Origin of the sequence: Rhizobium sp. BK619, from assembly GCF_014195245.1 — a bacterium.
In the GTDB taxonomy this organism is placed as follows: Bacteria; Pseudomonadota; Alphaproteobacteria; order Rhizobiales; family Rhizobiaceae; genus Rhizobium; species Rhizobium acidisoli.
Genome location: NZ_JACIBH010000007.1, coordinates 344,060 through 356,173 on the forward strand (window position 1 = coordinate 344,060; position 12,114 = coordinate 356,173).

The window sequence follows — 12,114 nt, forward strand, 5'->3', positions numbered from 1 at the left end:
CGGCATTCCTTCGCAGCTTAGCCTGTTCGGGACTTCAATGGAATCGGCGCGAATCCAGGCGAGGCGGACAGCGATGAGAATGCAGCAACACCGCTTTGACGAAGACCAGTCGCCCGGAGGGAAAACGGCGCGGCTTTCGCCGCGCCGTCCTCACTCTGCTGCCAACGCCGGCGGATGTCTGTCATCCGCCTCTTCCTGGATGGCGTCGGCATCCCGGCCTGGCTCGTCCTTTGCCTTCGGCTCCCGGCCGAAGAACAGGGCGTAGCCGGCGGGCAGAACCAGAATGGTCAGCACGGTCGCAACCAGGATGCCGCCCATCATTGCGTAGGCGAGCGGACCCCAGAAGACGCCGCGCGAGATCGGGATCAGTGCCAAGACGGCGGTCAGCGCCGTCAGCATGATCGGCCGGAAACGCCGCACGGCAGCACCGACGATCGCCTCCTGCCGGTGCATGCCGGCCTTGATATCCTGGTCGATCTGATCGACCAGGATGATCGAGTTGCGCATGATGATGCCGAGCAGCGCGATGACGCCGAGGATCGCGACGAAGCCGAAGGGCGCGCCGCTGATCAGCAGGGCGGCAGCTGCACCGATGATGCCGAGCGGCCCGGTGGCGAGCACCAGCATCGCCTTGCCGAAATGCTGCAATTGCACCATCAGCAGCACGATGATGACGGCGAGCATGATCGGCGCCTTGGCGGCGATCGACATCTGGCTTTCCGCCGCATCCTCGGCGCCGCCCTGGATCTCGACGTTGTAGCCGGCCGGCAGGCGGTCGCGCAGGTCCTTCATGTCGGCATACATTTTCATCACCACGTCGTTCGGCTGCACACCATCCGGCAGCGTCGCTCGCACGGTGATGGTCGGCAGGCGATCGCGCCGCCATTCGATGCCCTGCTCCATAACCGGCACAACCTTGGCAAGCTGTGAGACCGGCACGAAGCCGCCGAAATCCGTCGGCACATAGACCGAATTGACCGCCGACAGCAGCGAACGGCTGGCATCCGGCTCGCGGGCGACGATCGAGACCGTCTCCTCGCCGTCACGGAAATCGTCGAGGGCCGCTCCCGACATGGCGGTCTGCAGCATCTGGCGCACCCGCTGCGAGGTGACGCCAAGCGCCCGCGCGCGGTCCTGGTCGATCACCAGCTTCATTGCCGGCACCTGTTCCAGCCAGTCGTCATGAATGGCGCCGAGCATCGGGTTGGCCTGAAAGCGCGCCTTCACCTGGTCGGCGATTGCTCGCACTTCCTGGCGGTCAGGTCCCATGACCCGCATCTGCACCGGCCAGCCTGTGGGCGGGCCGAGGAAGAGCCGGTCGACCTTGCCGCGGATCTCGGGGAAATCTTCCGCAAGAATCGTGCGCAGCTTGACGATTAGCCGTTCGCGCGCCGGTTCGTCGTTGGCCATGACGAGGAGCTGAGCGAAGTTCGGATTGCGCAGCTGCTGGTCGAGCGGCAGGAAGAAGCGCGGCGCGCCTTCGCCAATATAGGTGGCGATGAACCGCTTATCTGGATCATCCATCATCTTCGCTTCCAGCGCCTTGGCCTGGACCTCCACTTCCTTGATGCTGGTGCCCTCGGGCAGCCAGAGATCGACGAGGATTTCCGGCCGCGAGGATTGCGGGAAGAAATTCTGCGGAATGAACTGGAAGGCCCAGAGGCTGGTGGCAAAGGTGCCGAGCGTCAGGAGCAGCACGATGACCCGGTGGCGCACCGCCCAGCCGACCGTGCCGCGCAGACGCCGATAGAAGCGCGTGTCGAAGGCGTCGTGATGCTCGCCGGCGTGATGGCGCTGCTTGAGGATCATATAGCCGAGCCACGGCGTGAAATAGACTGCGACGAACCACGAGGTGACGAGCGCGATGCCGACGACATAAAACAGCGAACGCACATATTCGCCGGCCGTCGAGGCGGCGAAGCCGACCGGAATGAAGCCGGCCGTGGTGATCAGCGTGCCCGTCAGCATCGGGAAGGCGGTCGAGGAATAGGCGAAGCTTGCCGCTTCGATCTTGACCAGCCCCTCCTCCAGCTTTCGCTCCATCATCTCGACGACGATCATCGCATCGTCGACGAGCAGGCCGAGCGCAATGATCAGCGCTCCGAGCGAAATGCGCTGCAGGTCGATACCGAGTTCGTACATCAGCGCGAAGGTGGCGGCCAGCACCAGCGGAATGGCGATGGCGATGACCAGGCCCGAGCGCCAGCCGATCGACAGGAACGAGACGATCAGCACGATGACAAGGGCTTCGCCGAGTGCATGCATGAATTCGCTGACCGCATCGGTCACCACGTCGGGCTGGTTGGCGATCTGATCGACGGCGACGCCGTAGGGCAGCGCCTCCTCGAAGCGCTGATAGGTCGCCTCGACGCCCTTGCCGACGTCGGTCACGTTGAAGCCCTTGGCCATCACGACGCCGACCTGGACGCTGTCATGGCCGTTGAAACGGTACTTGCGCTGATAGGGATCTTCGAGCCCGGAACTGACGGTGGCGATATCGCCGAGACGCGTCACCTGGCCGCCGGCGCGAAGGCGCAGCTCGCGGATATCCTCCGCCTTTTTCACGTCGCCTTCGACGGAGATGCGCACCGAGCGCAGGCCGGTATCGACGGAGCCGGCCGGATCGACATTGTTCTGGCCCTTGATGGCGTTCTGCAGATCTGGGATGGTCAGGCCGCGCTCGGCGAGCGCCTTGGACGAGACGTCGATATAGATCTTCTCAGGCTGGTCGCCGATGATCACGGCCTTCTCGACACCAGGTGTCGTCAGCAGCATATCGCGCGCCTGGATCGCGAATTTTTTCAGTTCCGGATAGGAGTAGCCCTCACCGCTGATCGAATGCAGCGTGATGAAAGTATCGCCGAACTCGTCGTTGAAATAGGGGCCAAGCAGGCCCTGCGGCAGCTCGTTGGAGATATCGCCGACCTTCTTGCGCACCTGGTAGAAGGCATCCGCCACGTCCTTCGAATTCGTGTCGCCCTTGACCTGCAGGGTGATGATTGCGCTGCCCGCCCGGGTATAGGACTTGACCCAGTCGATATGCGGGGTTTCCTGCAGCTTGCGCTCGATCTTGTTGACGACCTGGTCTTCCATTTCCTGGATGGAGGCGCCCGGCCAGATCGCCTGAACGACCATGACGCGGAAGGTGAATTCGGGATCCTCGCGCTGGCCCATGCGCATCAGACCGAGCACGCCGGTGATGATGATCAGTCCGAAGAGGAAGCGGGCGATGCTCGGATGGCCGATCGCCCAGCGCGACAGATTGAAGGGCCGCTTTTCGGTGGTGTTGGCGTCCATGGTTTTATTCCCTTTTGTCGCGCGATCAGCGGACGGCCTGGTCGCTATCGGCGAGCGCCGACTGCTGGTCCGGCACCTTCACCTTCAGATTTTCGCTCATGAACTGCGTGCCGGCCGCGACGACGAGATCGCCGGTATCGAGGCCTTCGGTCACATGCACGCCGTCGCCGGTGAAATCGGCGACCTTGATGTCGCGGCCATGCACGGTCGCCGTATCGCGGTCGACCGTCCAGACCATCTGCTTGCCTTCTTTCTCAGCCAGTGCGCTGAGCGGGATCGAGACATAGCTGTTGCCGGTGCTGACATCGGCCTCGATCGTCGCCGTCATGCCGAGCAGCACGCGCGGATCGTTCGGCAGGCTGACGCGCACCGCGAAAGTGCGCGACTGCTGGTCGGCGCTGCCGGAAACCTCGCGCACCTTGCCGTCAAGCAGCAGCTTTTTGTCGGCCCAGAAGCTTGTCTTGACGGTCTTTCCCGGCTTGAATTCGGCAATGTCATTTTCCGGAATCGCGATCTGCACTTCCTTCTCGCCGTCGACGGCAACGGTGACGACGGCGGTGCCGGAACCGACGACCTGACCGGTATCGGCATTGATCGATGTGACGATGCCGTTCTGGCCGGCTTTGAGCTCGGTGTAGCTCACCTGGTTCTTCGCCTGGTCAAGTGCGGAGAGCGCGGCATCGCGCTGCGAAATCGCCTGGTCGTGGCTGAGGGCAGCCTGTTCGAGCTGCGATTTCGGAGCGACGCTCTTGTCGAAAAGCTGCTCGGCGCGTTTGTTGGCAAGATCGGCGGTTTCGACGCTTCTTTCAGCCGCCGCGAGATTGGCTTCCGCCGTCTTGACCGCCAGCTGGTAATCGGTGGCGTCGACACGGGCGAGAACATCACCCGGCGTCACCCGGTCGCCGATATCGACGAGGCGCTCGGTGATCTTGCCGGCAACGCGAAATCCGAGGTTCATCTCCGTGCGCGCCTTGACCGAGCCGGAATAGTCGAGCTTGCGGGTATCGCCGGCCTTGGCGATCTCGACGACCTTTACCGGCCGGATGACTTGCTTGACCTCGGCCTTCTCTTCCGAGCAGGCGGAAACGCCGATGCCGATGGCGCCGACAAACACGAGGCGGGCAACGGACGGCATGCGACGGCTAAAGGTCTTGAGCGAAAACATCTTCCGCACTCCTGGATCGTTTCGGGGGTCTTAACGGCGGCTGCCGTCCATTATTTCTTCAGCGCCCTGATCACATAGTCGATCAGTTCGTCGACGCTCGCGCGGTTGGTTTTGGCAAGACATTGCGCCACCATCTGCGGATGGCAGAGATTGATCGTCGCCGCGCCGAAGCAGCGCGAGGCAACGACCGGGTCCTGCTCGGCGAATTCTCCGGCTGCAATGCCTTCGGCGATGATTTCAGCAATAAGATCGTGGACGCGGTCGATATGTTTTTCGATGACATGCCAGTCGCGCTCGATCGCGACGATGATCATCTCATGCACTTTCATCTCGTCGAGCATCAGATCGAGCGTCAACTGATGCTGTGTCTCGACATAGCGGCGCAGCCGCTCGCTGGCGCTGATCGGCTGATGGCGGATGTCGTAGGCGATCTGATAGGCGGTGGCGAGCATGCGCCCGCAGAGCGCCTGATGGATCTCCACCTTCGAGGCGAAGAAACGATAAATATTGGCCGGCGACATGCCGAGATCGCGGGCAATGTCGGCCACCGTCGTTTTGCTGTAGCCATAGTGGCGGAACAGCCGCTCGGCCGCATCGAGGATGCGGGTGACATTCTCCTGCCGGGTGACGTCCAGCGTATTTTCCGTGATGTCGTCCATAGTTTCGATGCCCGAATTACGACTGACGATTTTTGAATTTCGTCAGTCGTAAAATATCAGGCATCATTTGTCAATACTCCGCTCGCGCGGAGTCATGGACCTCACCGACCAATACATCAATGAGTGGCGGTTCGTTAAATTGCGAATGCACAATTGAAAAGTGCCGCGCGGAAGCGCGCGGCACATCGTCGGCGGCAGCAGGAAATCAGGCCAGCTTGACGTCGAGCGTGATCGGAACGGCGGCGAGCGCCTTGGAAATCGGGCAGCCGGCCTTTGCCTTGTTGGCAAGTTCGGTGAAGGTCGCCTCATCGGCGCCGGGAATCCGGCCGGAGAGCGAAAGATGGATGGCGGTGATGGCAAAGCCGCCCTCGACGCTTTCGAGCGTTACCTTGGCGGAGGTTTCCATATGCTCGGCGGTAAAACCGGCTTCCCCGAGGATCAACGACAGCGCCATGGTGAAGCAACCGGCATGGGCGGCACCGATCAGCTCTTCCGGGTTGGTGCCGGCAATGCCTTCGAAGCGGCTGGCAAAGCCGTAGGGATAATCCTTGAGAGCGCCGCTCTGCGTCGAGATCAGGCCTTTGCCGTCTTTGAGGCCACCGGTCCAATGGGCCGAAGCCGTACGATTGATCTGCATGCCGTCCTCCTGTTTCGATTGTGCTTTCGAGCAAGCGGCAGGGCGCCGCTCCATGCCTTCGGGAGTTCTGAGAGCCTTCCCGATGGACAATATAATGCTCTATCTTGAGAAGACGACAGGCCTGTAAAAATCAGCCGGAGTGGAAGCGTTTTCAGGCCGGATGCTGCAGCACGCTGAGACCGCCGTCGATCGTCAGGCAGGTGGCGTTCATGAACGGGCACTCGTCGGAGATCATGAACACGGCCGCCATGGCGATCTCCTCAGGCGTCGCGATGCGCCCGCCGGGATGCAGCCTCATCGTCTCGGCTTTGGCAGCCTCCGGATCCGGAAAGCTGTTCCAGTAGTCGATCACCTTCTGCGTCGAAACATAGCCCGGCGCCAGCGCGTTCACCCGGATGTTGCGGGCCGCATATTCGAGCCCCAGGGATTTTGTCATCCCCAGCAGCGCATGTTTTGCCAGCGGATAGGGAAATGTGTGCGGGATGATGGTGAAAGCGTGCGTCGAAGCGATGTTGAGGATGACGCCGCCGCCCTGTTCGATCAGGCCAGGCAGCACCGCCTTGCAGCAGTTCCACGCACCCTTGAGATTGATGTCGAAACAGCGGTTCCACATCTCGTCGGTCGTCTCGAGCGGTTCGGCGAAGACATTGACGCCGGCATTGTTGACGAGCGCGTTCAGCTGCCCGATCTCCTCATTCGCCTGCGCGACCAACGTCGTAATCGTTCCGGCATCGGTAATATCGGCCGGCAGATAGCCGAGCCGTCCACCGATGCTTTGCAGCTCTTTCGTTGACTTGGCGAGCAGTGCGGCGTCGCGGTCGACGAGAAAGACGGCCGCATCCTCAGTCATAAAGGCCTTCGCCATCGCAAGACCGATGCCCTGCGCGGCACCGGTTATCAGGATGTGCTTGCCCTCCAGGCGGCCGCCCATCATCTCCCCTCCGATTGAACCGGCAGCGCCAACATCAGAATCGTCACCGAGCCGGCAAGAATTTCGCCGGGCGCAAGCGGCGCGAGCCCGCCGAAATCAGGCAAATGGTGGCCGTTTGGCAGGTGGCTCATCGGCTCGAGGCAGAAGAAGTCGCTCCGGTCGACCGGCATATAGAGCATGAAGCGATCGAGCGCGCCGTCGGCTTCCAGTGCCGCCTGAAGGCCAAGTTCCGGCCAGGCGATGGCGGCCCGCCCGTTCCAGCCCTCGAAGGCATTGTTCATCCATCTCTGCGGCAACAGTTTTTCTGATCTGAAATCGAAATAGCCGGGCACTGGGCCGGGCAGATCAGGGAGATGGTCCGGCCGCTCGCTCCAATAACAATCGGCGGCAATCGTCAGACGCGTCTTCGGCGTCCGTACGAAGAAAGGGTGTTGACCGAGCCCGAAGGGAAGCACCGCCTCGCCGCGGTTTTCGACGGAGAGCGTCAGGATCAGCGCATCGCCGGCGACCCGGATCTCCTGCCGGGTGAGATAGGCATAGGGTGAAACCCTGTCGGCGGTCCGGGAAAAGGTAAAGCGCGCATGTTCTGAACTGGAGTCTTCCAGCTGCCACAGGCCGAGCCAGCCGTCGCCGTGCCGATAGAGCGGATCTGAGGTATTCGGCTGGAAGGCGTAATCGCGTCCGGCAAAGGACATGCTGTTGCCTTCGACGCGATTGCCGAACGGCACCATCGCAAAATTCGCCATTGTTCCGTCAGGCCCGCCGGCCGCAACGAGAAAGGGCATGCCTCGAAACGTCGCGGCGGTAACCGCGGCGCCCCGAGGGCTGACCCGGACGGCGAGATCGCCTTGCCTCAGTTCGATATCGCGTCCGGTCTGTCCTTCACTCATCCCCGTCGTCCCGCAGCCGAAGATCGCAAATTGTCGAGCAGCACGGCAATCAGCAGGATCAGCCCGCGCACGACATACTGATAGAATGCCTGGATATTCAAGAGATTCATAACGTTTTCGGCAATGCCCATGATCAGCACGCCGACGATGACGCCGCTCATCGCCGCCCTGCCGCCGGCCAGCGAAACGCCGCCGAGAACGCAGGCCGAAATCACCGACAGCTCAAGTCCCGTCGCCGCATTCGGCTGGCCGGAGGTGATGCGCGAGGCAAGCAGGATGCCGGCAATGCCGCAGACGAGCCCCTGCAGTGCAAAGATCCAGATGCGCATGTTGACGACATTGACGCCGGCAAGCCGCGAGGCTTCGGGATTGCCGCCGATCGCCAGCGTGTTCTTGCCGAAGACGGTGCGGTTGAGCACGAAACCGAAAAGGACGAAGAGCATCAGCATGATCCAGATCGGCGTCGGCACTGTCAGAAAGCGCGACAGGGCCAGCTGATAAAAGGCCGGATCGTTGATGCCGACGGCACGGCCATCCGAGGCGATCAGCGCCAGCCCGCGCACGATCTGCATGGTCGCAAGCGTCGTGATCAGCGCGTTGATGCGGAACCGGGCGATGACGATGCCGTTGACGAAGCCGACGACGGCGCCGCACAGCAGGGCGGCGAGCAAACCGAGAGGGATGGAGCCCGTGGCGTTCGAGACCATCACGGCGATCATGCCGGAGAAGGCGACGATCGACCCGACCGAAAGATCGAAATCGCGCGACGCCAGGCAGAACATCATCGTGCAGGCGACGATACCGATGGTGACCACCGACTGCAGCAGCCCCAGCATGTTTCGCTCGGTCAGGAAATTCGGCACGAAGAGCGAGACGATCACGAAGGCAGCGGCGAAGATCACCACCAACCCCTGTTCGCCGAGAAGGATTTTTTTCAACGAATTCATTATCCGTATTCCTGGTGCTAAATGCTGCCTGCGGCATTCTTAGCGGGGAGCGCAGCGGTGAGGATGGCGCGCTCGTCGAAATCCTGACGGGCGACATTGGCCGCCACCCTGCCCTGGCACATCACCATGATGCGATCGCAGATGCCCATGACCTCGGGCAATTCGCTCGATATCACCACGATCGCCATGCCGCCGGCCGCAAGTTCATAAAGGATCTCGTAGATTTCCGATTTCGCCCCGACGTCGATGCCGCGCGTCGGTTCGTCTATGACCAAGACCTTGATGCCCTGCTCGGAAAGCCAGCGGCCGAGAATGACCTTCTGCTGGTTGCCGCCGGAGAGATTGATGATGTCCTGCTTGCGCGACGGGGTTCGCACCCGAAGCCGGGCGATGAACCGATCGGCCAGCGCCGCCTCTTTTTTCGGGCTCAGAATGCCGAAGGGCGAGAAATGCCGGCGCGACGAAATCGCGATATTCTCTTCGATCGACCGGCCCTGGACGATGCCGTCGAATTTGCGGTCCTCCGGGCAGAGCACCATGCCGGCCTTGATCGCCGCCTTCGGACTGTTCGGCAAGACGACAACGCTATCGATCGCGACCTGACCCTGATGCCTGACATCGGCGCCGTAGAGCAGCCGCGCCATCTCGCTGCGGCCGGCGCCGATCAGGCCGAAGAAGCCGAGGATCTCGCCCTGGCGGACGGAGAAACCGATGGGGTTGCGCAGCCTCGGCCCCGACAGGCCCTTGACCTCGAGCCTGATATCGCCGAGCGGACGTTCGCGCCATCCCCAGACATTGCTGATCTCGCGCCCGACCATTTCCGAGATGATCTGCTCGCGCGTCGTCTCGGCGATGTCGGGATGGTGGGCGGCAAGCTTGCCGTCGCGCAACACGCTTAGGCTGTCGCAAAGCCGAAAAATCTCGTCGAGACGATGCGAGACGTAGAGAATGACCGTTCCCTTCGCCTTCAGCCTGTCGATCAGGGAAAACAGGATCTCGCTCTCGCGCGAGGAGAGCGAGGAGGTCGGCTCATCAAGCGCGATCACCCGTGCGTCGAGCATGACGGCCTTGGCGATCTCGACCATCTGCCGCGCGCCGATCGAAAGCGTGGCGACCTTGGCCGCCGGATCGACGTCGATGCCGATCTCGTTGAGCTTCGCCCGCACCGTTTCGATCAGCCTGTTCGACTGGATGATGCCGCCCTTGGCCGGAAAACGCCCAAGCCAGAGATTTTCGGCCACCGTCAGCTCCGGAACGAGCTGCAATTCCTGATGGATGACGACGATACCGGCATGAAAGGCGTCGCGCACGGATCCGTATTTCTGCTCCTCCGCCCCGATCAGGATGCGGCCGGTATCGGCGGCCTGATCACCTGATAGCACGCGGATCAGCGTCGATTTGCCCGCGCCGTTCTCGCCCATCAGGCCGTGCACGGCGCCCTTCTCGACTGAGAAGGAAACATCCGCCAGCGCCTGCACGCCGGGATAACCCTTGGAGATATTGTTGAATTCGAGGAAAGCCATCACCGCTCCGCCGAGGGGATCCGGCGGCACGCTGAGCGGCCGCCGTCTATATCATCGTGGAAGGTTTACTCGATGCCGAGATCCTTGCGGACCTTATCGTAATCGCCGCGCAGCGCCAGCGAGCCGGAGGTCAGCGTCAGCTTTTCCGGCGCCTTGTCGTTGGCGATCCAGTCGTACATGTTGAGCGCCGTCTCATAGCCATGACGCTTCGGCGAGATGATGACCGTGCCGAAGAAGCCCGTCGCTGCCGGCTTCTTGAATTCGTTAATCGCCGATTCCGCGCCGCCGATGCCGACGCCGATGACATTGGCTGCCGGAATACCCACAGATTCCGAAGCGCGGACGGCGCCGAGGACGGCTTCGTCGTTGAGGCCGAAGGCGACCCAGTATTTGACGTCGGCATGTTTGTTGAGAACGGTGGTCGCCGCATTCAGCGCCGCTTCGGTATCGGTCTTCGCCTGCGGCGCGTCATAAATGTTCTCGGCCGGAAAACCGGCGGACTTCAGCACCGAGATGGCGCCCTCGACGCGGTCGACGGCCGTCGGCAGCTGATCGTAGGACACACGGATCGCACCGACATTCTTCATGTCCCAGCCGCGCTTCTTGATTTCGTCGACGATGGCCTGGCCGACAGTCTCGCCGATCTTGGTGGCCGAAATACCCATGTGCGGCACCTCTTCCAGCGGCTTGCCGTCGGCGCTGACGAGGCGGTCGTCGACGGTCATCAGTTTCAGCTGGTTGGCTTCCGCCTTGGCAACGATGCCAGGGCCGAGCTTGACGTCGGGCGTGCAGATGATGAAGCCCTGCGCACCCTGGGCGCCGAGATTGTCGATCGCCGACTGAACCTTTTCGCCGTCTTCGGCGCCGATCTTGACGACGGTGAAGCCTTTTTCCTTGGCGGCCTGGTCAGCGAATTTCCATTCGTCCTGGAACCACGGCTCCTCAGGCTGCTTGACGATAAACCCGATCTTCACGTCTGCGGAAAATGCCGAGCCGGCTGCCAGAATGGCGAAGGTGCCAGCCAGGATGGCTGCTTTGAACAAGCGCATGTCTCTCTCCCGAAATTCTAAAAAATCATGCAGCCGCCTCCCAGGCAGCGCCTATGAATTAAGATAAATCATCATACCAGTCAATTGCCAATGTATGATGATTGCAATAATACGATAATCGACGAGGTGCTGGAGGAAGCGTCGCAAAGCCGATCGAATTCGGATAATGAGGTTCGATTACCTGGCGCCAGAGATAGAGCGGAGAGGTGAGTTGGAAACAAACGAGCGACAGGGCGGGGCCGAAAGCCCCGGCATCGAGCGCCGCCCGCGTGTACGCCGCAACGTCACCGCGGCGATCGCACAGGATATCTGCGCGGAGCGGTATCCTTCAGGCTCGCCGCTGCCGCGCGAAAACGATCTCTGCCAACTCTACGGCGTCAGCCGCACCGTCATCCGCGAATCGCTGAAAGTGCTGGAATCCAAGGGCCTTGTCCGCGGAAAGCCCCGCATCGGCACCACCGTCTGCGATCGGGACGACTGGAATATCCTGGATGCCGACGTGCTCGATTGGATTGGTCCTTATATCAAGGATTTCGACCTGCTCGGCTGCATTCTCGAAGCCCGCCGCACCATCGAGCCGGCAGCGGCCGAATATGCCGCCGAGCGTGCCAGCGCCCAGGAGATCGCCGATCTTGACAAGGCTTGGCGGCAGATGCGCGACAGTGCCGGCGATCCGGAAAGCTTCACCGATGCCGATGTCATGTTTCATACGGTGCTGCTGACCGCCAGCCACAACCAGGTCTTCCGCCGTCTGTCGAGCGCCATCCACGCGGCGCTGAAATATGCGCTGCATGCCTCCAACATCGGCGTCGAGAACCGCGAGGATGCGGTGCTGGTTCACGGCCAATTGGTCGAGGCCCTGCGCATGCGCGACAAGACAGGCGCCCGCGACTGCGCCAACCGCATGCTCGATCTTGCGGTGCGCGACCTTGCCGCCGCCGAAAAGGCGATCGGCAGAACGAAATAGGTAATTTGCGGTTAGGCCGCCGGTAAAAAATCTGAAGAGAGACTGAAGA

10 protein-coding genes are annotated in these 12,114 nt (G+C 61.8%); 1 reads left to right on the forward strand and 9 read right to left on the reverse strand.

Going from position 1 to position 12,114, the window contains the following annotated elements:
- Positions 1–150 precede the first annotated feature (150 nt).
- From FHX14_RS15885 to FHX14_RS15925, 9 genes are all read right to left on the reverse strand, one after another.
- Entirely contained in the window at positions 151–3,297 is a 3,147-nt protein-coding gene (locus tag FHX14_RS15885) for an efflux RND transporter permease subunit (RefSeq protein WP_184377737.1), read from the reverse strand.
- 25 nt (positions 3,298–3,322) lie between these two features.
- Positions 3,323–4,462, reverse strand: coding sequence for an efflux RND transporter periplasmic adaptor subunit (locus tag FHX14_RS15890; protein WP_184377738.1), 1,140 nt, complete (start codon positions 4,460–4,462; stop codon positions 3,323–3,325).
- A 50-nt stretch (positions 4,463–4,512) separates the two neighbouring features.
- The gene (locus FHX14_RS15895) at positions 4,513–5,121 is read right to left on the reverse strand and encodes a TetR family transcriptional regulator (protein WP_003590122.1); all 609 of its coding nucleotides are present in this window, start codon (positions 5,119–5,121) and stop codon (positions 4,513–4,515) included.
- Between the two features lie 205 nt (positions 5,122–5,326).
- Positions 5,327–5,758 (reverse strand): OsmC family protein, encoded by a 432-nt coding sequence (locus tag FHX14_RS15900; protein WP_012559044.1) that lies wholly within the window; start codon positions 5,756–5,758, stop codon positions 5,327–5,329.
- 151 nt (positions 5,759–5,909) lie between these two features.
- Positions 5,910–6,689, reverse strand: a complete 780-nt coding sequence (locus FHX14_RS15905) for an SDR family oxidoreductase (protein ID WP_012559045.1) — start codon at positions 6,687–6,689, stop codon at positions 5,910–5,912.
- The gene (locus FHX14_RS15910; RefSeq protein WP_184377739.1) at positions 6,689–7,579 is read right to left on the reverse strand and encodes an aldose 1-epimerase; all 891 of its coding nucleotides are present in this window, start codon (positions 7,577–7,579) and stop codon (positions 6,689–6,691) included. Before FHX14_RS15910 ends, FHX14_RS15905 begins: the two co-directional genes overlap by 1 nt.
- The gene (araH, locus tag FHX14_RS15915) at positions 7,576–8,526 is read right to left on the reverse strand and encodes an L-arabinose ABC transporter permease AraH (protein WP_012559047.1); all 951 of its coding nucleotides are present in this window, start codon (positions 8,524–8,526) and stop codon (positions 7,576–7,578) included. Before araH ends, FHX14_RS15910 begins: the two co-directional genes overlap by 4 nt.
- Before the next feature lie 17 nt (positions 8,527–8,543).
- Positions 8,544–10,049, reverse strand: coding sequence for an L-arabinose ABC transporter ATP-binding protein AraG (araG, locus tag FHX14_RS15920; RefSeq protein ID WP_184377740.1), 1,506 nt, complete (start codon positions 10,047–10,049; stop codon positions 8,544–8,546).
- A 65-nt stretch (positions 10,050–10,114) separates the two neighbouring features.
- Positions 10,115–11,098, reverse strand: coding sequence for an arabinose ABC transporter substrate-binding protein (locus FHX14_RS15925; RefSeq protein ID WP_179612144.1), 984 nt, complete (start codon positions 11,096–11,098; stop codon positions 10,115–10,117).
- 211 nt (positions 11,099–11,309) lie between these two features.
- Here FHX14_RS15925 and FHX14_RS15930 point away from each other — a divergent pair, with 211 nt between their 5' ends.
- The gene (locus tag FHX14_RS15930) at positions 11,310–12,065 is read left to right on the forward strand and encodes a FadR/GntR family transcriptional regulator (RefSeq protein ID WP_179612143.1); all 756 of its coding nucleotides are present in this window, start codon (positions 11,310–11,312) and stop codon (positions 12,063–12,065) included.
- Positions 12,066–12,114 lie beyond the last annotated feature (49 nt).